Genomic DNA, 20,186 nt, shown 5'->3' with positions numbered 1-20,186 from the left:
CCTCCCTTGATCTGATCCGGGCTTCCTCGGGCCCCGTATGGGTCAGCGCTGAGTCGATGGCTCTCAGTGCGCGGCGAGCTGCCAGTCCGATCCGATGCCGGTGGAGACGTCCAACGGCACATCGAGGGACACGGCACCCTCCATCGCCTCGCGCACGAGACGTGTGGCCTGTTCGGCCTCGCCGGGAGCGATCTCCACGACGAGTTCGTCGTGGATCTGCAGGATGATCCTGCTGTTCAGACCCGCGGAGCGCAGCGCCTCATCGGCATGGATCATGGCGATCTTCATGATGTCGGCGGCCGTGCCCTGGATCGGCGCGTTGAGCGCCGCGCGTTCGGCGGCGTCGCGTGCGACGCGGTTGACCGAGTTCAACGCCGGGAAGTAGCGGCGGCGGCCGAACATCGTCTCCGTGTAGCCGCGTTCGCGCGCCTCGGAGACGCACGATTCCAGGAAGTCGTGCACCTTGCCGAAGGTCGCGAAGTACTTGGCCTTGAGTCCTTCGGCCTCCCCCGGGCTGATCTTGAGCTGCTGGGACAGGCCATAGGTGCTCAGCCCGTAGGCGAGTCCGTAGCTCATCGCCTTCACGTGGCTGCGCTGGTCGGCGCTGATCTCGTCGACGGGCAGCTGGTAGACGAGACTGGCCACGTAGCGGTGGAAGTCGGCTCCGGAACGGAACGCCTCGATCAGCGCCTCGTCTCCGGACAGGTGTGCCATGATGCGCAGCTCGACCTGAGAGTAGTCGCAGCTCATCAGCGATTCGTAGCCCTCGCCGGGCACGAACGCGGATCTGATCTCGCGTCCGGCCGCATTGCGGTTCGGAATGTTCTGCAGATTCGGGTCGACCGAGCTCAGGCGTCCGGTGGCGGCCACCGTCTGCTCGAACGTGGTGTGGATGCGCCCGTCCGCCGGGTTGACCGCGTCGATCAGCGTGGCGACGATCTGCCGAAGCTTGTTGGTCTCGCGATGGCGCAGCAAAGCTCCGAGGAATCCGCTGGCGCGATCGTTGTCCGCGTTGCGCACATACAGGGTCTGCAGCGCATCCGCGTTGGTCGTGTACGAACCGCTTTTGGTGCGCTTGGTGGGTTTCAGTCCCATGTCCTCGAACAGCACCTTGGCGAGCTGCTTGGGGCTTTGCAGGTTGACGCGCGATCCGGCGTTGTCCCATGCGATCTCCTGCGCCTGATTCGCCTCGGCGGCGAACATGTCACGCAGATCGTCGAGACGACGCATGTCGAGCTTCGCGCCCTCGTTCTCCATGCCGAACAGCACACGGGAGACGGGCAGTTCGATGGCGGAAAGCAGCTTCGTCTGCTCGCACGCCTCGAGCTTCGGTCCGAGCTCACGGGTCAGCGCGGCGACGATGGCGGCGTGGCGCAGCAGCGTCGCATCCTGCTTACGCCTCTCGTCCGACTCGCCGTCGCCGGAATCCGCGGAGCCGTCCGGCTCCGCGTCGAAGTCGAGCAGGCCCTGCGTGGCCTTGGGCTGCTCCTCGTCCAGATGCAGGTCGAGGAACTGGGAGGCGGCCTGTTCCAGACCGTCCGCGTGGAAATCCGGTCGGATCAGGTATCCGGCGAGCTTGGTGTCGAACGCCGGCTGGGGCACGTCGACCCCGTACGCCGCCAGCAGATGCAGATGCTCCTTGTACCCGTGCACCGCGAGGTTCGAACGATGACGATCAAGCAGTCCTTCCAACGCTGCGGCCATGTCGGCGTCGAACGGCGCATCGAGGACGAGGGCCGTGTTCCGGTCCGCGGCGAGCAGCGTGACCGCCTCGAGCGAGACGCGTCCGGGACGGTCGTCGCCTTCCGCGTGGATGATCAGGTTCGGCACGTTGTTCGCGTCGGCGTCATCATTCGCGCCATCCTCCGCAGCCGGCAGGTTCTCGCGTTCCCACAGCGCGATGTCCTCGGCGCCTGCGGCATGCGTGGCCTCGGGAATCGTCAGGCCTGACTCGTCCTCGGCCTTCGCTCCCGCCGATCCGGCGGCTCCGGTTCCGGTCCGTTTGCCGTCCGTACCGTGCACGGAGCGGCCGCTGACGAAGACCTTCAATACACGGTTCTTCGTGCGCGGTCCGAACTCGAGCTGCTTGAACAGCGCGTCGAGTTCGTCGACATCGGGATCTCCGAAGGTCAGATCATCGACGGTGACACCGAGATCCAGATCGCGCACCAGCGCGTTGACCTTGCGGTTGAGCATCACCTGATCGATGTTGGCGCGCAGGGCCTCGCCCTTCTTGCCGCCGATCTCATCAGCGTGCTCACGGATGCCGTCCAATGAGCCGTACAGGTTGATCCATTTGGCCGCGAAGCCATCGCCGACGCCGGGAACCCCGGGGATGTTGTCGGCGGTCTCGCCTCGCAATGCGGCCAGATCCGGGTACTGGGCCGGCGTCACCTTGTATTTGGCGACGACGGCCTGTGGGGTCATGTGCTTGAGATCCTTGAAATGGTGCCCGGGGTACAGCACGGTGACGCGATCGTCGATCAACTGGAACGCGTCACGATCGCCGGAGAGGACGAGCGTGTGGTATCCGGCGTGATCGCCCATCGTGGCGAGCGTGCCGATCACGTCATCGCCCTCGTAGCCGGGCTTCTCGATATAGGTGACGCCCAGTGCGGCGAGCATCCGCTGGATGAGCGGCAACTGGGTGAGCAGCTCCTCGGGGGCGGCGTCACGCGTGCCCTTGTACTGCGGCAGCAGCGTATTGCGGAACGTGCCGCCCTTGACGTCGAAGGCGACGGCGAGGCGATCGGGCTTTTCGGACTCGATGACCTGGGAGAGCATCGAGGCGAATCCCCATACGGCGTTGGTGGCCTGACCGGAGGCTGTGGAGAAGTTTTCGACCGGAAGAGCGAAGAACGCGCGGAACGCCAAGGAATGGCCGTCAACGACCAGTAGCGTTCCGCGCGTCTCGGTGGTCTCAGTGGATTCGATATCCGCCATGATTCCTTATCGGGGCTTATCGGGGCCTGAACCGTCAGTGCTCGTCGCGCTCAGGCTTGGGATCGCCGTACTTCGCGATGATGGCCATGGCCAGACGCTTCTTCGGGATGCGCTGATCCATCGAGGTCTTCTGGATCCAGCGGAACGCACCCTGCTCGGAGAAGTCAGCCTTGTCCATGAGCAGACCCTTGGCGCGATCGACGAGCTTGCGCTCCTCAAGCGTGTCCTGGGCCTTCTGCAGATCGGCCTGCGCCTTGGCGAGCTCCTCCTTGGTCTCCTTGAGCTTGTTCTCGCTGCGCTCGACGTTGTCGAGCAGATCGTTGATCTCGGCGAAGCGGCCCATCGCGACCTCGAGCGCCGGGATGAGCTTGGACTCCTCGTACGGCTTGGTGACGTACGCCATCGCGCCGGCGCCGGTGGACTTCTTGACCAGATCGGGCTGGGAGAAGGCGGTGAGCATCACCACGGGGGCGATGTTCTCGTCGCAGATGATGCCTGCGGCGGTGATGCCGTCCATTCGCGGCATCTTGACGTCCATGCACACCACGTCCGGACGCTTGGCACGGGTCAGTTCGACGGCCTCCTCACCGTTGGCGGCCTCGCCGACGACCTCGTATCCGTTGTCCTCGAGCATGCCGACGAGGTCCATGCGATTGACTGACTCGTCCTCGGCCACGACGACGGTGCGCTTGCGGTTCTCATCCACTTCGGGAGCCGCCGTCTCCTTGATGTCGGTTTCGCCGCGAGCCACGGCCTCGAGCTCCTCCTCGGTGAGTACCGGTTCCATCTGCGGAGCCTGATCAGCGGTCTTCCTAGCAACCATGCCAGTCCCTTTCCTACGTGCGTTGTTTGGCTGAATTCTGTATGCTTCGTGATTTTAACGCATAACCGCGATTGGCCGCGGACGACGTGCCCGCAACGCAATATCGGCACTGCATCGGCACAATACCGGTGCGGTGCCGGCGTCGGTTGCCGTTCATCGCAGTGGTCAGTCGCCCTCGATCTCGGAGAGTCCCGAATGCATGCGCAGGATCGCGATGATCGAGTTCACATCCATGATGGTGCCGTTGACGACCATCTGGTACGCCTCGTCGATCGTGTAGAGGCGAACCTCGGAACGCGGGGTCTCCGGCCCGATCTGGGTGCGATCATCCGGTACGGAGGTCAGTCCGGTCGCGTAGTACAGGGACGTGTACTGGGTGGTGAAGCCCGGAGTGTTGGCGTAGCGCATCACCTGACGGAACGACTTGGCCTCGTATCCGGCCTCCTCGCGCAGTTTGCGCTTGGCGACGTCGAGCGGACGCTCGTCCGGAGTGTTGGCGTGGCCGCCGGGGATCTCCAGGGTCCAACGGTGGATCGGGATGCGATACTGCTCCACCAGAGGGATTCTGCCATCCTCGGTCAGAGCGACGACCGACACGGAATCGCCGTTGTTCACGTGGACGACGGTACGCTTGATGCTGCCGGCCTGCGCCGATTCGAGCGTCACGCTGTCGATGTTGAAGTAGTGGCTGGTCATCACCTGAGTCCGCGACTCCTCCTTGAGCGGCGCGGGACGCCACGGGTCGAATTGACGATAGGTCTCGTTGTTCATGGTCCCTCCTCGGTCCTTTCCATGAGAAACGTTCCAAATTCATTGTAGATCGCGAATGTTCATTCGTCGTGAGCCACGCTGGAGTACGCTGTCGGCCGCACTCGTCTCCGTGCCGCAGCGCCGTGGCTTCGGCCGGCATGTCGCGCGAACGCGGTCGGAGAGTTGTGGTACATTGTCACGAGTGCTTTTGGGCATCGGTCTATGAATGCGGTCGATGTCCGGATCGAAGCACGGGATCGCCCTCGTATCCCAATTGGTAGAGGAAGCAGCCTCAAAATCTGCGCAGTGTGGGTTCGAGTCCCACCGAGGGCACGTTCGACAAAGGGCTGTGAGTCGTTGGAATCCCAACGATTCACAGCCCTTGTGCGTATCGGCGTGATCGCTATTCGACCTGCTCGGACTCCTCGGAACCGCCGGCATCGACGGTGTCATCGTCGCCGACGGTATCGCCGTTGTCGACGGAGTCCGGATCATCGTCCTTGAATCCGTCGGACGTATTGTCGCCGCCGTCCTCGGTATCACTCTTCTCGGACCCCTCGGAATCGTCCTCTTCGGATTCATCCTCATCATCTGCATCGTCTGCAGTATCCGCGGTACCCGGAATATCCGGCTCACCGCTCAGATCGACGGTGGACTCGACCTCGGGCTCGGACTCGTCGTCGGGGACGGTGTTCTCCTCGACGTCCTCGGAATCGGCATCGATCTCGGTGTTCTCGTCGATGTCCTGCGCGTCGGCGATGTCCTGCACGTCCGTATCGACGGCGGCATCGGCCGCCTTATCCGCATCGTTCACGTCGACGTCGTTCACGTCTTCGGTGTCGTCGTCCTGCGCTTCGAGCAGTTCGATCTGGGCACGGTCCTCGCGCGGACGCTGGGCGATGATGTCGATGTGCAGATCGTCGAAGGCAGGCTTCGACTGCACCCACAGACGACTGGGTTCCGGAGGCTCAATCTCCGAATGCTCGCCACAGCCGTGGTCGAGGGACACGACACGACCGTCATCCGGGCTCCACTTGTTCGCGCACACGCCGAACAGCAGGTTCAGTTCGCCCTTGAGCGGCACGAAGAACCCGCACGTCGAGCACAGGTTGCCATCAGCGGTCTTCGTGCTCATGGCCTTCGGGCCACGCGGGCCCTCATACCAGCGTTTGGCGGCCTGCGCACGGCCGAGCGAGGACAACACATGCCGACGGGACAGATCGAACTCCTCGACCGCCTCATCGACGTCCTCCTTGGAATCGACGGCTGTCTCCCGCTGCTCATCGCTGCCATCACCTTCACCGTCGCCATCGCCGTCCTTGGACGGTCGCTCTTCGGCAGTACCGGCGGCATCGGCGTCAGCAACCGCATCAGCCGCATCAACGGAAACGACAGGATCGGTCCTGCGGAATCCCTCCTCGAGACGGGGGTCGTCGGGATCGGTGCCGATCGAATCGGTCGGTGCCAGATCGGTGGGTTCCAGACGATCCTTCCAAGGGATCCATGCCGGGGGAACCAGCGCGTCGGACGTGGGAATGAGCGAGGATTCATTGACGGTCCAGTGATCGAGTTCCTCGTCATGGTACAGCGTCACCGACCACTGCCAGCCCTCGTATCCGCGGATGTGCGCGGCGATGCGGAAATCGGTGACGCCGTCACCCAAATCGATGGCGTCCACCACATCACCGACCTGTTCGGGCTCCTCGGCCACCTCGATGGCCACGGCACGCGCAAGGTCGCGAGGATCGATCCGCGGCTGCGGGGAGGCAATGTCCTGCTCCTCGTCGTCGGTGATGTTGATTTCGCTCGTATCGGTCATATGCGGTTTTCAGTCCTGTACGTCGAAGTTGTCCGCCACCGCACGCAGCAGGGTTGCCAGCTTGCGGCTCTCGGCGGAGGAGGGATAGCGATGGCGGCGCAGCGTGTTGCCCGCTGCGTCCAGCATCTTGATGAGATCCTCGCAGATGGCGGCCATATCATCCGGCTTCGGCCGCGTGGCCTTGACCAGCGACGGCGCGGCGGCGACGACGTTCACATCCATGGCCTGCGGCCCCTTGCGGCCTTCGACGACGGAATACTCCACCTTAGCGCCCTTGCGCAACGTGGTGACGCCAGTCGGCAGCGCGGCCGCGGGCAGGAACACGTCCTTGCCTTCCTCACTGGTGATGAAGCCATATCCCTTGGCGGCATCGAACCAACGAATTCGACCGGTGGGCATCGTACACTCTCACTTTCCTACTCCAGTATTGCTAAGCCGATTTATTCTACCGCATCGTCCCGTCACACGCCCTCGGCGAAGACACGGCTAGCGAGAGCGAGAGAACCACGAGCCCCGTTTGGAACCGTCCTTCCTGCCGTTTCTGCCGGCCTTGTCGCTTTTGCCTGACTTGCCTGACTTGCCGGACGATTCGCCATCCGCTCCTGATCCGGCAACGGGGCCGCCCCCGTTGGACGTACCGGCATCCACCGGTCCCAACGGCAGCATGATCGTGAACGTCAGACCGCCTCCCGAGGTCTCGGTGGCACAGATGAGTCCCCTATGCGCCTTGACCACGGACTGCGCGATGGCAAGGCCGAGGCCAGTGCCGCCCTTTTCGCGGGCGCGCGAGGGATCCGCCGTGTAGAAGCGTTCGAAGATCTGCGCGCGAGACTCGGCGGGCACACCGGGTCCGTGGTCCTCGAACCGCAGCACCGCATAGTTGGTGCCGGTGTGCATCGTGTGTCCGACCTCGGCCGCCTCGAGGAACCGCCGCAGCGATTCGTCGTTGGAGGGCATGCGGGAGAGCTGCTCGGGAGTGATCGAGGCAGCCACGACTCCCAGTCCCACCCGCGCGGGCGAATCATCGGGAGTGTACCGGTGGATATTGCCCACGATGTTGGTGACGACCTGCCGCAGACGCGAGGCGTCGCCGGTGATCGTCACCGATGCCATCGAGTCGCCTTCGATGCCGATCGTGCTCGGATGCGTCATGTCGCTGGATGGCTCGAACGCCACCGTACCACGGGTGACCTCGCGCTGCGGGTCGAGCGCATGCAGGTCGTCGACCGCATCGGTGACCAGCGTGGTGAGCGAGACGGTCTGGGTCATGTCGATGCCGCGCCCCTCGTCGAGTCTCGCCAAGGATAGCAGGTCCTCGACGAGCACGGTCATGCGCTGGCTGGAACGCTCGATGTGCGCGATCGATTCGTCGGCGCGCTCCAATGCCCCGGGCATGCCGCGCTGCATGGTGTACAGCTCCGCATAGCCATGGATCGCGGCGAGCGGCGTGCGCAGCTCGTGGCTGGCGTCGGAGACGAATCGTTTCATCTTCGCCGTGGTCTGCTCCTGTTCGTGGAAGCTCTGTTCGATGCGCGTGAGCATCATGTTCAGCGATGCCGACAGCGAGCCAACCTCGGTGTTCTCCGGCGCGTAGGGGACACGCTGGCTCAGATCGCCGGCGGCGATCTTGGCGGCGGTCTTCTCGATGCGCTTGAGCGGGTCGAGCGTGCGTTGGATGATCAGCGCCGACAGGGATCCGCCGAGCAGCACGATCGCGATGCCCACCGTGATGCAATACCGGGTGAGCGTGTTGATGGTATCGATCTGATCGGCCAGGGACAGTCCGATGAACACGACTCCCCTGTATGCGCCCGTCTCCTTGTCCTCCCATTGGAAGACGCCGACGCGCCACGGGGCACTTGCCGCCTGCAGCGTCTTGCGGGAGCTGGTGACCGGTGTTCCCGATGCCTGCGAGGAACCCGACGCATCAGAGCTCTGGCCGTCCGGCGACGGCTGCTGGGACTGCCCGGAATCTGCGCCGTCCGCGGACTGGTCGGAGGAGCCGTCGGCCCCGGTCGATCCGGAGCCATCCGTAGCTCCCCCGCTGGCGTCGGGCGCGCCCGTACCGGGGACCGTGCCCGACGAGTTCGAGCTCATCGCCTGCAGCGAGACGACCTTCGCGCTCGTGGTGAACGGCTTGCCGAGCATGTCCGCGGTGATCTGCGCGTTGGACGGCAGTTGGGGCATGGAGACGACATTGCCCTCCAGCACCGGGTAGGACGGCGTTCTGGAAATGTTCGTCAGCTTACCGTCCTTCGCGTAGCGGACCTCCACGAAGTAGCTGTTGAGACCGCTGTTCTGCGTGGGGTTCTGCTGCACGTACTGGAAGACGATGTCACGCTGCGAGATGATCTGCGAGTCGGTCTTCTCCAGCATGTAGCCGCTGACGAGCTGACGGATGGTCGCCGAAATACCGACGGTTCCGACGATGAGGATGACCAGCGTGCAGGCGACAAGCTTGGCGCTCAGCGAGACGCGGTCGATCCTGTCGAGGAACAGTCGGGTGAATCGATGCCACGGGCCCTTGCCCGCCGCAGGGACGGGGGCTGCGGGCCTTCCGGGAGCGCCTGCGGCTGCGGTTGGTTTCGACGTTCCGGCGGTGTTCGCGGGATGTACGATCATGACTTCGGTTCGCGAATCATGTATCCGATGCCGCGCTTGGTCTCAATAAGCGGCGTGACCTTGTGCTTCTCTCCGTTCTCGTCGGTGACCTCGATGCCGTCGACCTTCTTGCGCAGGTAGGAGATGTAGCTTTCGACGATGGCCGCGTCGCCGCCCCAGTCGTACTGCCAGACGTGATCGAGGATCTGCGGCTTGGAGAGCACTCGTCCGGCGTTGTCCATCAGGTAGCGCAGCAGCTTGTATTCGGTGGGGCTCAGATCGATGGTCTGGCCGGCACGCGTCACATCGTGGGAGTCCTCGTTGATCTCCAGATCCGCCACGCGGATGACCGGATCATCCTCCTCCTGCTCGCGGGTGCGGCGCAGGATGGCGCGGATGCGTGCCACGACCTCCTCGAGGCTGAACGGCTTGGTGACGTAGTCGTCACCGCCGACGGTCAGTCCCATGACCTTGTCCTGGGTGTCGTCACGTGCGGTGAGGAACAGGACGGGAGAATCGATGCCCTCCTGACGGATGCGGCGGGTAACGGTGAAGCCGTCGATGTCCGGCAGCATGACGTCGAGCACGATGAGATCGGGCCTGACCTTCTCGATGACCTCGATGGCCTCGGAGCCGGAGGCTGCGGTGTTCACCTCAAAGCCCGCGAAATGGAGCGAGGCGACCAGCAATTCACGGATGGACGGCTCGTCGTCGACGACGACGATGTTTGCTTCAATAGGCTTGCTCATGGCTTCCAGCTTGGCCTCTCTGTCTGGAGGTTTCCTGAAAGTCGTCTGTGCATTCTTTGCCGATCGAACCGGCCCGGCGATATGCGTCCCGCCCTGTCTACTTCCTGCCGAACGGGCCCCGCTTGGTCTTGCGCGCCTCGCGCATCTGACGTCGGGTCATCGGTCTGGCTCCGCCGCTCTCCTCGTTCCTCTCATCCTTCTCGATCGCATTGAGCAGGTCAGCCATGGCCTTCTCCTCCGCCGCGGGCTCAGCACCGGCACCGGTTGCCGCCTGCGATTCCGACGACTTGTCCGACTTCTTCGATGGCCTCGATCCGGAGCCGCCGGCGGCTCTGCGCCCCCTGCGACGGCGACGCACGGTCAGCGTCACCACGATCACGATGACGAGCACTATGAGCACGACGCCCATGACGATGACGCCGATTCTGATGGCGCGTGAGTTGGTCGAGGTCCGCTTCTGCTGTTCGATCTCGTCCATCATGGCGATCGCCGCACCCGACCAGTTCTGGTCGTTCTGCTTGGCCAGAGGGGCCGTGGCCGCCTTGCTCAGCTCGTCGACGGTGTTCTCGTCGCGCAGCCATTCGTCGGAGTTCGACGAGACGGCCACAATGAGATTGCCGTCGCCGGAGGCCACCGCGAGCAGCACGGTGTTGGGTTCCGGCTTACTCGCCTCCAGCACGCGGTTCGCCCATGTGGACGGCGTGATGTCTGATCCGAAGCTTTCCACGTATTGCAGATGCACGTGCACTCCGGTGGTCTCCTCGGTCTGCTTGATCTTGTCGGTGACCGTGGAGACGTTGGAGCCGAGCAGGTTCTGCGGGTCGGTGATCTCGTTGGTCATCGTTCCGGTCTGCGCCGCCACGGCGGCGGGAGCAAGCACCATGGACGGCACGATCATGGCGAGGCACATCAGCAGCGCCGCCACGACCGGGAGCATGATCGGGCGCGAAGACGACGTTCTCGAATCGTCGTGATCAGCGAATCGTGCGAAAGCGAAAGTCATATGTCCCACATTAGCGCCTTCCGGCCGAGGAACGGTCCGGCATGATCGACACGCACGTCGAACTCATACACACCCGTGAACCCATACACACCCGTGAACCCATGAACCGCGTGAACCCATGAACGACAACAAGGGTCCCGGTTCCCATGAGCGGGAACCGGGACCCTTGCGTCAGACTATCAGACTATTTGTCTATGTAACTGTCCGTCTATCCTTGGGGTGACGATCAGTAGCCCATGTCGGCACCGGCGGCCGGGGCGGCGGCCTTCGGCTCCGGCTTGTTGGCGACGACGGCCTCGGTGGTCAGGAACAGACCGGCGATGGAGGCGGCGTTCTGCAGAGCGGAGCGGGTGACCTTCACCGGGTCGGTGACGCCGGCGGCCAGCAGATCCTCGTAGGTGTTGGTGGCGGCGTTGAAGCCCTCACCCTCCGGCAGCGAGCGGACCTTGTTGATCACGACGTCGCCGGACACACCGGAGTTCTCGGCGATCTGCTTGATCGGGGCCTCGATGGCACGGAACACGATGGCCGCACCGGTGGCCTCCTCGCCCGTCAGAGACGTGACGGACTCATCCTTCTCGGCCTTGGCGGCAGCCTGAACGAGGGCGACGCCACCGCCGGGCAGCAGACCCTCCTCGATGGCGGCCTTCGCGTTGCGCACGGCGTCCTCGATGCGGTGCTTGCGCTCCTTGGCCTCGACCTCGGTGGCAGCGCCGACCTTGATGACGGCGACACCGCCGGCCAGCTTGGCCAGACGCTCCTGCAGCTTCTCGCGATCGTAGTCGGAATCGGTGTTCTCGATCTCGGCGCGGATCTGGGAAACGCGGGCGTCGATGTCCTCCTTGGAGCCGGCACCCTGGACGATGGTGGTCTCGTCCTTGGAGACGATGACCTTCTTGGCGTGGCCGAGCACGGAGGTGTCGATGGAGTCGAGCTTGAGGCCCAGCTCATCGGAGACGACCTGAGCGCCGGTGAGGATGGCCATATCCTGCAGCATGGCCTTGCGGCGGTCGCCGAAGCCCGGGGCCTTGACGGCGCAGGACTTGAAGGTGCCGCGGATGTTGTTCAGGATCAGGGTCGGCAGAGCCTCACCGTCGACGTCCTCGGCGATGATCAGCAGCGGCTTGCCGGTCTTCATGACCAGCTCGGCGACGTGAACGACGTCCTGCTGGCTGGAGACCTTGCCGGAGGTCAGAAGAATGTACGGATCCTCGAGCACGGCGGTCTGGTCGTCGGCGTTGGTGACGAAGTACGGGGCGATGTAGCCCTTGTCGAAGCGCATGCCCTCGGTGAACTCGAGGTCCAGACCGAAGCGGTTGTTGTCCTCGACGGTCACGACGCCGTCCTGACCGACCTTGTCCAGAGCCTCGGCGATCTTCTCACCGACCTCCGGATCGGCGGCGGAGATGGTCGCGGTGGCGGCGATCTGGTCCTTGGTCTCGACGTCCTTGGCGGCGGCGATGAGCTCCTTGACGATGGCGTCGGCGGCCTTCTCGATGCCGCGGCGCAGCGCGATCGGGTTGGAACCGGCGACCACGTTCTTCAGGCCTTCGTGCACGAGGGACTGGGCCAGCACGGTAGCGGTGGTGGTGCCATCGCCGGCGACGTCGTCGGTCTTCTTGGCGACTTCCTTGACCAGCTCGGCGCCGATGCGCTCGTACGGATCCTCCAGATCGATCTCCTTGGCGATGGAGACGCCATCGTTGGTGATGGTCGGAGCGCCGTAGGTCTTGTCGAGCACGACATTGCGGCCCTTCGGGCCCAGCGTGACCTTGACGGTGTTGGCGAGCTTGTCGAGGCCCTCCAGCATGCCCTGACGGGCTTCCTCATCATACGCGATGATCTTTGCCATGGTTGTGTTCCTCCAAATGGCTTTATTCGGTTCCGGTTATTCACCCGTATGGTCCGGAGCGACCTCCCGCCGTCAGCTGCGGGTTATCACTCTCGACCTCCGAGTGCTAACCCAGACATTAGCACTCTGCGCCGCCGAGTGCCAACATTCGTTTCGGCGATTGCGCTTTGGGCATGAAACAGCCGAGGGAAACAGCCGAGGGCAAAGATGGAAAAAGGCATGAAAAAAGCCCCGTCGTACTGACCGGGGCAACCTGAGGGGTCCGAATCCTCAACCTCACGAACTCTTCACTTATATGCGGGCGATGCCTTGTACTCGCACGCGGTCACATTTTCACAGCTTGGTGACCTTCGTGGCCTGCATTCCCTTGGGGCCCTTCTCGGCCTCGTATTCGACCTTGTCTCCCTCGTCCAGAGTCTTGAATCCCTCGCCCTGAATCACCGAGTAGTGGACGAACACGTCCTCACCTCCGCCTTCCGGCGTGATGAAGCCATACCCCTTGCCGTTACTGAAAAACTTTACGGTTCCTTGCGCCATGTTTGCACTTCCCTTAGCTGTGTGAGCTCTATATCTCTCCCGACACGGAGGGACATACAACCACAACACCGCGCTCCCCCCGCCTCGCGACTAAAGGGTCAGTATAGACGCGACCCAAAACAACAACAAGGCAGGTTCCACGCATGGAGCTGATTCATGGGATTTCATGGGATTTCAGTTCATCAGCACCACCACGATCGCGGCGGAAATGCCCGACGCCTGCTGCACATTGGAGATGCCCAGCGTACTGGCCACGTTCTCGGCCGTGGCCTTGTCTGACTCGGACTGGTACCACACCACTGTGGAGCTCGGCAGGCTGCCGCTCGGGTTGGCGGCCACGACATTCGTATAGCCGGCCGCATTGAGCGTGTTCTTCCGGGAGGTGGCGTATCCGGAGGTTCTGGTGCCGTTGACGACCCGCACCTCGGCCGCCTTGTTCGGCTGGGCGGCCGCCTCGGCCTGCTGCTGCGCCGCTTGCTGCTTGGCGGCCTCATCCTGCTGGGCCTGCGCATCGCTCGTCTGCTGATCGGAGGAATCCTGCTTCGAGGACGAATCAGAGGACGAATCAGAGGACGAATCCTTTGACGCCGAGGAATCGGACTTCGAGGAATCGGATGAATCGGATGAGGCCGTGGAGTCGGAGGACGACGACTTCGACTCGCTCGACGCGTCGGCCGCGCTCTGCGTGGTGGAATGCGAGGACCACGGCCATGTGATGTTGTTCACTTCACCGGAGAAGAATCCCCACGCGGTGAATCCGCACAGCGCCGCCACCAGCACGACGATCGCGAACGGCACCAGACGTGAGGCCAGGGATGTGTTGCCGCGATGGACGCCGGCAGGGCCCGACGGCGGATTGTCGAAGACGTCCGGCTCATAGGATTCGCCGTTGTCCCGCTTTCGATCTCGCTTCGCCATACTGCTCATTCCTCCATCCATGTGAACTATCCAAGAGTGTAACGTCAGCGCATCCCTATACGCAATGATGCGCCCGTGCCGCCACCGGATGTGCACGTTCGTGTACGGCGCATGGAGCGCGTAGAGTAGACCATCATGAGCGTCAAACCGTTGAGCGAACTCGTCGAACCCGGTTGGGCCGCCGCATTGGCGGACGTCGAACCGGCGATCCATCACATGGGAGATTTCCTGCGCGAGGAGAATCGCGCGGGACGCCATTGGCTGCCCGCAAGCCATAACATCCTCCGGGCGTTCACGATCCCCTTCGATTCGATCAAGGTGCTGATCGTCGGTCAGGACCCCTACCCGACTCCGGGGCATCCGGTAGGGCTGAGCTTCTGCGTCGCCCCGGACGTCACCCCGCTGCCCAAGAGCCTGATCAATATATATAAGGAGCTGGTCTCCGATCTGGGGGTGCCGATGCCAAGCAACGGCGATCTGACCCCATGGACCGAACGCGGCGTGCTGCTGCTCAACAGGTGTCTGACGGTCGGCGTGGGCCGTCCGAACTCGCATCAGGGCAAGGGCTGGGAGCAGGTCACCGAGGCTGCGATCAGAGCCCTGAATGCGCGCGTCGATCCGCAGACGGGCAAGCCGCGTCCGTTGGTCGCTATCCTGTGGGGCCGCAACGCGCAGACGCTGGAGCCGCTGCTGACCAACGCCGTCATCATCAAATCCCCGCATCCGAGCCCGCTGTCCGCCTCACGCGGCTTCTTCGGCTCCCACCCCTTCTCCCGGGCCAATCAGGCCCTCATCGCCATGGGCGCCGACCCCGTCAACTGGCAGCTGCCCTGACCCCGGTCACCGCACCTAGTTACAGTGGAGCGCATGGCAATTTTCCCTCCCAAACCGCAGACGCCCCTGCAGCCTACGCAATCGCCTCTGATGCCGCCGACGCCGGCCTCCGCGTCGGCGAGCGCGCTGAGCGCCGATGATGTCGCGCGCTCGAAGGCGCTCGCCGATCGCATCCGCTCCCGGTTCGCGCAGACGCTGGTCGGTCAGGACAATCTGCGTGAATCGCTGATCCTCACACTGGTTGCCGGCGGCCATATCCTCATCGAATCCGTGCCCGGTCTGGCGAAGACCACCGCCGCGCAGACGCTGGCGACATCGGTCTCCGGCACGTTCAAGCGCGTGCAGTGCACGCCCGATCTCATGCCGTCCGATCTGGTCGGCACGCAGGTCTTCGATTTCGCCACGCAGAAGTTCACTACGCAGATCGGTCCGATCCACGCCAATTTCGTGCTGCTCGACGAGATCAACCGTTCGAACGCGAAGACGCAGTCGGCGATGCTCGAGGCGATGGCCGAGGGCGCGACCACGATCGGCGGCCAGCGTATCGCGCTGCCGAAGCCGTTCATGGTGATCGCCACGCAGAATCCCATCGAGGAGGAGGGCACGTTCACGCTGCCCGAGGCGCAGATGGATCGTTTCATGATGAAGGCGATGATGACCTATCCGACGCCCGACGAGGAGACGCGCATGCTGGCGCTGCTCACCCGTCGTGGCTCGGATGTGTTCGATCCCACACAGCTGGCCGCCGAGCGTCTGTCGATCCGTGACGTGGAGTTCCTGCGCGATGCCGCCCGACGCGTGCATGTCTCCGATGCGATCATGCGTTATGCGGCGGATGTGGCGGCGACCTCCCGTGGCGCCGGCTCGCATCCGGTGCAGGGTCTGGGGTCGCTGGTCAGGCTTGGCGCCTCGCCGCGTGCCTCCATCGCACTGGTCCGCATCGGCCAGGCGAGCGCGCTGCTGTCAGGCCGCGATTATGTGGTGCCGGAGGATCTCAAGGCGCATATGCGTGAGATTCTGCGACATCGCGTGCTGCTGACGTTCGAGGCGCTGGCGGATGGCGTGAACGCCGATCAGGTGGTTGATCGCATCGTCCAGGCGGTTCCCGTTCCATGATCGTCGATCCGATCAGGGCCAGGATCGAGGCGTTGGGCACGCAGCTGACGATGCCCACCGTCCGTAAGGCGCTGGGCGTGATCGAGGGCGAGCATTCCTCTCGGCGTGCGGGCGGCTCGGACGAGTTGATGGATGTGCGCGCCTACGAGCCCGGTGACGAGGCGCGTCTCATCGAATGGAAGACCAGCGCTCGTATGGGCCGGCCGATGGTGGTGCATCGTGAGCGTCTGGTCACGTCACGCGTGTGGATGCTGCTTGATGTCGGTCTGGAGATGACCGGTTCATGCGAGTCGGGGGAACGCGCGTATGAGGTGGCGGCGAATGCGCTGCGCATGTTCGCCGCGTTGTCGTTGCGCCGTTCGGATGACATCTCGCTGGTGTTCGGCGATGCGGCGAGCATCACACGAGTGCCGTTCAACGGCGGGTTCGCCCAGTTCGAGCGCACGCTGGACGGCGCATTGAACCGCAGGTGGCGTCATGGTCGCAATATCGACGCGCTGCTCGACTACGCGCGGCGTATCAAGGATCGTCGTGCGCTGGTGGTGATCGCCACCGACGAGCAGGCGTTGGGCGAACGGCATATCAAGTCGATACGGCTCATCGCCCGCACGCATCCGGTGGTGCTCATCGATGTGGCGACGATCAATCCGTTCGCCGCGGCGGCCGGAACGCATGTGTTCGATGGCGTTGGCAGCAGGCGGCTGCCCGCGTTCTTCGTCGACGCACGTGCGGCCGAACAGGTGGATACGCATCACGCGTTTCTGGCGGCTTCGCTGGAGCATGAGCTCTCGCGTGTGGGAGGACATCTGATCCATGCGGGTTCCAGCGAGGCGATGTTCGACGCGTTCGTCGCGTTGGTCTCCCGCTCGCTGGCCGGCACTTCCGGCGTCCGTCTCGTTCCGCACGATCCGGCGGTCGGCGGCTCGCTGTCGATGTCGGGAGGTGAGGCGTGATCATGCGTTCGTTCGTCTTCGCGGCCGTGAAACCTCTTTCTCTGGGTACTCCCGTCGGTCCGATCGATCTGACGACGCCGCTCGTCGCCGTCGCCGTCGCCTGCGTGCTGGCCGCGATCGCACTGGTCGTGGGCGCGGTGCTGCTGTCCCGTCCCAGAAGGGTGCGCGCCGCGGCGCGCCAGCGTGGCGCGCACGCCGATGCGCAGGATCGTCGCCGTTGGCATCGGCGTATCGACGACGTGGTGTCGCGCCATCAGGCCGGAGCGTTGGAACGCGGCGAGGCGTTCGCTGAACTGGCGTCCATCGCCCGCGACTATGCGTCCGAGGCGTCGGGACGTGATCTCAAGTCGCATACGCTCGCCGACATCCGTCGCGAACCGCGCACGTCGTCGACGAAGCAGGGACTCGATATGCTGCGTCTGACGATTTCGGCGCTGTATCCGCCGGAGTTCGCGGATAGCGCGGTCAACGGACCCGCCCGGGAGGCGAGTGTGGAGGAGGCCGCCGGCTGGGTATCGAATCTGGTGGAAAGGTGGTCTCGCTGATGCAACTGTCCTGGCAATGGCCGTGGGCCACACTGGTAGGCGTGGCCGTCGTCGCAGCGATCATCATCCTGACGATCGCGATGTCGCGCCGAGGGCGTGACGAATCCGATGCGGCACGGGTGTTCTCGTTAGATGACGATCTCAACACCGAGTTCGCCTCGCGCCTGTTCCGTCGGTGGCGCTGGCTCAACCGCGCCGCGATGGCGCTGCTGGCAGCGGCCGCACTGCTCTCGGTCACGCTGGCCGCGCGTCCGTCGACGGTGGACAGCAGTCAGGAGCGTTCCGCAAGCCGTGACATCGTCCTGTGTCTCGACGTGTCCGGATCGACGCTGCCGTACGACCGTCAGGTGATCGACACGTATCGTGACCTCGTCTCGCGCTTCCAGGGCGAGCGCATCGGGATGAGCATCTTCAACTCGACCTCGCGTACGGTTTTTCCGCTGACCGACGACTACGATCTGGTCTCCAGGCAGCTCAGGGAGTCGTCGGACATTCTCAAGGGCGTCGAATCGCAGGATGATATCGATAAGATGAGCGACTCCGACTATCAGAGGATCTCCGATTGGCTTGAGGGCACGCAGAATCGCAAGGACACGACGTCGCTGATCGGCGATGGCGTCGTCTCCTGCGCCGCGATGCTGCCCGGATTCACCTACGGTTCCACCGGTTCGTCCAACTCCGCCGACGCATCGGCGAAGCGCAGCCGCGCCGCCTCGATCGTGCTCGCCACCGATAACGTCGTGTCCGGCACGCCCACGTATACGCTCGAGCAGGCGCTGGATCTGACCTCGCAGGCGGGGATCACCGTAGATGGCCTGTTCTCCGGCCCCCGTGCCAGCGAGGGCGAGAACACGACCACGCGCATGAGGCAGCTCATCGAGGCGCATGACGGCGTCTTCCTGACCCAGGCGAACGGGTCGAGCGTGGACGAACTGGTGCGTGACATCGACGGCAGACGCGAGACGCAGGAACGTCAGGCCCATCAGGCCGCCGTCGTCGACGATCCGAAATGGTGGACGCTGGCCCTGAGCATCGCGCTCGGCCTGTGGCTGATCACCGTCTGGAGGTTGAAGCGATGACGAATCCGTTGAATGCACTGACGTCGCTGACCCTCTCCCCCGCGCTCGGCCGGCTTGCGGGCGGCGCGATCGCGACGCTGATGATCGTATTCGCCGTCGTCGAGATCGTGCGGCATGCACGTGGGCGTGCCGGCGACGAGACGGTAGGCTCGTGCGTCAGGCGCACGCTCGTCTGTCTGATCGCGGCGCTGATGATGCTCACGCCGAGCGTCGTCTCGTCGACCACATCACGTGCGGTGAACGCCACCGATGTGGTCGTGGCGGTCGATGTGACCGGTTCGATGGCCGTCTCGGACGCGCAATACGGTTCCGATGAGACGATCACGCGTCTGGATGCGGCGCGCAGGGCCGTGGACGATCTGACGAACCTGTATGCGGATGCGAGTTTCGCCGCGATGCGGTTCGGCGCGTCCGGCACGCTTGACGTACCGCTCACCCCGGATGCGCCGGCGATCCGCAACTGGGCCGCGACGCTCGCTCCCGAGGCGACGAGCGTGTCGAGCGGTTCGTCGCTCGATGCGCCGCTCGACTCGTTGGTCTCCACGTTGAAGCAGATGCGCGATCTGCATCCCGATGATGCGATCATACTGTATGTGATCACCGACGGCGAGCAGACCTCCGCGCGTACGCGGCGCACGTTCTCGACGCTGCGCAGCTATCTGACCGACGCATTCACCGTGGGCGTCGGATCGACGGAGGGCGGCAGGATCCCGCGGATCGCCGACGGCGTGAGCGCACAGGACTCCAACGGGCAGTCCGATCAGCAGTGGGTGACGGACCCCGATACCGGACAGCCCGGCATCTCGAGGATGGACGAAGGCAACCTCAAGGACATCGCCGACGAGATGGGCGGCTCGTATCTGTCTGTCTCCGCCGCCAAAACCATGAAGGACGGTCTGTCGGCCAAGGCATCCACCCAGTGGAAGATCACGTCCACGGCCAAGTCCCGCACCCGTACGACGCCTGTCGTATGGCCGTTGGCGATCGTGATGGCTCTGCTGCTGGCATGGGAGGCCGGCGCACAGATCGTATTGTCGAGGAGGCTGATATGACAAGCGGAACCGATATGCGCGTCACAAACGCCGCACGCACGGCGAGTCCTCGGGCAGCACTGCCCGTGCGTATCCTGCTCATCGTCGTGGCCGTGGCGGCGCTGGTCACGGCCGGTCTCGCTCTGACGAACCTCGTGGCGGTCGGCCAGTTCAATCAGGCGACCGCCACCCTGACGCGCAACATCAAGGCCGCGGACAAGGAAGACGCCGATCTCGCCACGCTCAAGGCGAGTCAGCAGCAGACCGACGCCCAGTTCAGGGAGGCCGCCACGCTCGAAGCCGCGCTGCTGCCGAACGTGCGGTCGTCATTAAGGACGAACACCGAGATCTCCCGTCAGCTCACCGCATTGATCGAGCGGCGTCTCGCCGAACAGCAGGGGTCGTCCTCGTCCGGCAACGGAACGGACGGCTCCGGCAGCGGCTCCGACGATACAGGCGCCGCCACGAAGGACCAAAACAACGCCTCCAATGGCCCGGCACTCACCGATCAGCAGAGGGCTCAGGTGGAGCAGCTGCTCAGATCCAACCAGCAGTCCACCGACACCAGCACCTCCACCCAGCAGACCCCCGAGAAGAAGTCCGATCAGAACCAAACCACCAAACCCTGGTGAT

The 20,186-nt window shown here is 64.1% G+C and carries 18 protein-coding genes and 1 tRNA gene; 8 read left to right on the top strand and 11 right to left on the bottom strand.

The annotated features are described in order from the left end of the window. Positions 1–63: 63 nt before the first annotated feature. The 3 genes from polA to BW11_RS07780 form a co-directional block, all read right to left on the bottom strand. Complete coding sequence (gene polA, locus BW11_RS07790; RefSeq protein WP_181162533.1) at positions 64–2,943, bottom strand: DNA polymerase I; 2,880 nt, start codon at positions 2,941–2,943, stop codon at positions 64–66. Positions 2,944–2,977: 34 nt separating this feature from the next. Further along, positions 2,978–3,766: an ANTAR domain-containing response regulator gene (locus BW11_RS07785; protein WP_043167538.1), complete on the bottom strand. Its 789-nt coding sequence runs from the start codon at positions 3,764–3,766 to the stop codon at positions 2,978–2,980. 165 nt (positions 3,767–3,931) lie between these two features. After that, positions 3,932–4,537 carry an NUDIX hydrolase gene (locus BW11_RS07780; RefSeq protein WP_043167540.1) on the bottom strand — a complete coding sequence of 202 codons (606 nt, stop codon included), beginning with the start codon at positions 4,535–4,537 and terminating at the stop codon, positions 3,932–3,934. Between the two features lie 238 nt (positions 4,538–4,775). Between BW11_RS07780 and BW11_RS07775 the strand changes: the two genes are divergently transcribed. Further along, positions 4,776–4,849, top strand: a tRNA-Leu gene (locus tag BW11_RS07775). 70 nt (positions 4,850–4,919) lie between these two features. Here the strand turns inward: BW11_RS07775 and BW11_RS07770 are convergent. The 8 genes from BW11_RS07770 to BW11_RS07735 form a co-directional block, all read right to left on the bottom strand. Continuing rightward, positions 4,920–6,335, bottom strand: coding sequence for a DUF3027 domain-containing protein (locus BW11_RS07770; RefSeq protein ID WP_107044270.1), 1,416 nt, complete (start codon positions 6,333–6,335; stop codon positions 4,920–4,922). Positions 6,336–6,344: 9 nt separating this feature from the next. Beyond that, complete coding sequence (locus BW11_RS07765) at positions 6,345–6,734, bottom strand: cold-shock protein (RefSeq protein WP_107044271.1); 390 nt, start codon at positions 6,732–6,734, stop codon at positions 6,345–6,347. Between the two features lie 87 nt (positions 6,735–6,821). Continuing rightward, positions 6,822–8,957, bottom strand: a complete 2,136-nt coding sequence (locus tag BW11_RS07760; protein ID WP_140445102.1) for a HAMP domain-containing sensor histidine kinase — start codon at positions 8,955–8,957, stop codon at positions 6,822–6,824. Further along, positions 8,954–9,685 carry a response regulator transcription factor gene (locus tag BW11_RS07755; RefSeq protein WP_043167544.1) on the bottom strand — a complete coding sequence of 244 codons (732 nt, stop codon included), beginning with the start codon at positions 9,683–9,685 and terminating at the stop codon, positions 8,954–8,956. Before BW11_RS07755 ends, BW11_RS07760 begins: the two co-directional genes overlap by 4 nt. A gap of 97 nt (positions 9,686–9,782) precedes the next feature. Beyond that, on the bottom strand, positions 9,783–10,688 hold the full coding sequence (locus BW11_RS07750) for a TPM domain-containing protein (RefSeq protein ID WP_140445103.1): 906 nt from the start codon (positions 10,686–10,688) through the stop codon (positions 9,783–9,785). 226 nt (positions 10,689–10,914) lie between these two features. Then, positions 10,915–12,540 (bottom strand): chaperonin GroEL, encoded by a 1,626-nt coding sequence (groL, locus tag BW11_RS07745; RefSeq protein ID WP_043167545.1) that lies wholly within the window; start codon positions 12,538–12,540, stop codon positions 10,915–10,917. 333 nt (positions 12,541–12,873) lie between these two features. Next, on the bottom strand, positions 12,874–13,077 hold the full coding sequence (locus BW11_RS07740) for a cold-shock protein (protein WP_043167546.1): 204 nt from the start codon (positions 13,075–13,077) through the stop codon (positions 12,874–12,876). A 174-nt stretch (positions 13,078–13,251) separates the two neighbouring features. Further along, positions 13,252–13,995 (bottom strand): LytR C-terminal domain-containing protein, encoded by a 744-nt coding sequence (locus BW11_RS07735; protein ID WP_140445104.1) that lies wholly within the window; start codon positions 13,993–13,995, stop codon positions 13,252–13,254. Between the two features lie 135 nt (positions 13,996–14,130). Here BW11_RS07735 and BW11_RS07730 point away from each other — a divergent pair, with 135 nt between their 5' ends. From BW11_RS07730 to BW11_RS07700, 7 genes are read left to right on the top strand one after another with little or no spacing between them, the layout of a single operon-like run. Next, a complete protein-coding gene (locus BW11_RS07730) occupies positions 14,131–14,829 on the top strand; it encodes a uracil-DNA glycosylase (RefSeq protein ID WP_140445105.1) in 699 nt (232 codons plus the stop codon). Positions 14,830–14,862: 33 nt separating this feature from the next. After that, complete coding sequence (locus BW11_RS07725; protein WP_107044276.1) at positions 14,863–15,945, top strand: MoxR family ATPase; 1,083 nt, start codon at positions 14,863–14,865, stop codon at positions 15,943–15,945. Then, the gene (locus BW11_RS07720) at positions 15,942–16,898 is read left to right on the top strand and encodes a DUF58 domain-containing protein (protein ID WP_140445106.1); all 957 of its coding nucleotides are present in this window, start codon (positions 15,942–15,944) and stop codon (positions 16,896–16,898) included. The genes BW11_RS07725 and BW11_RS07720 overlap by 4 nt, the downstream gene beginning before the upstream one ends. 2 nt (positions 16,899–16,900) lie before the next feature. Continuing rightward, positions 16,901–17,443, top strand: coding sequence for a hypothetical protein (locus BW11_RS07715; RefSeq protein ID WP_140445107.1), 543 nt, complete (start codon positions 16,901–16,903; stop codon positions 17,441–17,443). Next, positions 17,443–18,522: a VWA domain-containing protein gene (locus BW11_RS07710; RefSeq protein ID WP_107044312.1), complete on the top strand. Its 1,080-nt coding sequence runs from the start codon at positions 17,443–17,445 to the stop codon at positions 18,520–18,522. Before BW11_RS07715 ends, BW11_RS07710 begins: the two co-directional genes overlap by 1 nt. A 17-nt stretch (positions 18,523–18,539) precedes the next feature. Beyond that, on the top strand, positions 18,540–19,574 hold the full coding sequence (locus BW11_RS07705) for a VWA domain-containing protein (protein WP_140445185.1): 1,035 nt from the start codon (positions 18,540–18,542) through the stop codon (positions 19,572–19,574). Beyond that, positions 19,571–20,185: a DUF6466 family protein gene (locus tag BW11_RS07700; RefSeq protein WP_140445108.1), complete on the top strand. Its 615-nt coding sequence runs from the start codon at positions 19,571–19,573 to the stop codon at positions 20,183–20,185. Before BW11_RS07705 ends, BW11_RS07700 begins: the two co-directional genes overlap by 4 nt. The last annotated feature ends 1 nt before the right edge of the window (position 20,186 follow it).

Source organism: Bifidobacterium sp. UTCIF-38 (assembly GCF_006454495.1).
In the GTDB taxonomy this organism is placed as follows: Bacteria; Actinomycetota; Actinomycetes; order Actinomycetales; family Bifidobacteriaceae; genus Bifidobacterium; species Bifidobacterium callitrichos.
The sequence above is the reverse complement of the archived record's forward strand: the minus strand, read 5'-3'. Positions and strand labels throughout refer to the sequence as shown.

What these genes read in the sequence shown, in the direction of transcription:
- polA (WP_181162533.1), bottom strand. Translation starts at nt 2,943, where the DNA reads ATGGCGGATATCGAATCCACTGAGACCACCGAGACGCGCGGAACGCTA.
- BW11_RS07785 (WP_043167538.1), bottom strand. Translation starts at nt 3,766, where the DNA reads ATGGTTGCTAGGAAGACCGCTGATCAGGCTCCGCAGATGGAACCGGTA.
- BW11_RS07780 (WP_043167540.1), bottom strand. Translation starts at nt 4,537, where the DNA reads ATGAACAACGAGACCTATCGTCAATTCGACCCGTGGCGTCCCGCGCCG.
- BW11_RS07770 (WP_107044270.1), bottom strand. Translation starts at nt 6,335, where the DNA reads ATGACCGATACGAGCGAAATCAACATCACCGACGACGAGGAGCAGGAC.
- BW11_RS07765 (WP_107044271.1), bottom strand. Translation starts at nt 6,734, where the DNA reads ATGCCCACCGGTCGAATTCGTTGGTTCGATGCCGCCAAGGGATATGGC.
- BW11_RS07760 (WP_140445102.1), bottom strand. Translation starts at nt 8,957, where the DNA reads ATGATCGTACATCCCGCGAACACCGCCGGAACGTCGAAACCAACCGCA.
- BW11_RS07755 (WP_043167544.1), bottom strand. Translation starts at nt 9,685, where the DNA reads ATGAGCAAGCCTATTGAAGCAAACATCGTCGTCGTCGACGACGAGCCG.
- BW11_RS07750 (WP_140445103.1), bottom strand. Translation starts at nt 10,688, where the DNA reads ATGACTTTCGCTTTCGCACGATTCGCTGATCACGACGATTCGAGAACG.
- groL (WP_043167545.1), bottom strand. Translation starts at nt 12,540, where the DNA reads ATGGCAAAGATCATCGCGTATGATGAGGAAGCCCGTCAGGGCATGCTG.
- BW11_RS07740 (WP_043167546.1), bottom strand. Translation starts at nt 13,077, where the DNA reads ATGGCGCAAGGAACCGTAAAGTTTTTCAGTAACGGCAAGGGGTATGGC.
- BW11_RS07735 (WP_140445104.1), bottom strand. Translation starts at nt 13,995, where the DNA reads ATGGCGAAGCGAGATCGAAAGCGGGACAACGGCGAATCCTATGAGCCG.
- BW11_RS07730 (WP_140445105.1), top strand. Translation starts at nt 14,131, where the DNA reads ATGAGCGTCAAACCGTTGAGCGAACTCGTCGAACCCGGTTGGGCCGCC.
- BW11_RS07725 (WP_107044276.1), top strand. Translation starts at nt 14,863, where the DNA reads ATGGCAATTTTCCCTCCCAAACCGCAGACGCCCCTGCAGCCTACGCAA.
- BW11_RS07720 (WP_140445106.1), top strand. Translation starts at nt 15,942, where the DNA reads ATGATCGTCGATCCGATCAGGGCCAGGATCGAGGCGTTGGGCACGCAG.
- BW11_RS07715 (WP_140445107.1), top strand. Translation starts at nt 16,901, where the DNA reads ATGCGTTCGTTCGTCTTCGCGGCCGTGAAACCTCTTTCTCTGGGTACT.
- BW11_RS07710 (WP_107044312.1), top strand. Translation starts at nt 17,443, where the DNA reads ATGCAACTGTCCTGGCAATGGCCGTGGGCCACACTGGTAGGCGTGGCC.
- BW11_RS07700 (WP_140445108.1), top strand. Translation starts at nt 19,571, where the DNA reads ATGACAAGCGGAACCGATATGCGCGTCACAAACGCCGCACGCACGGCG.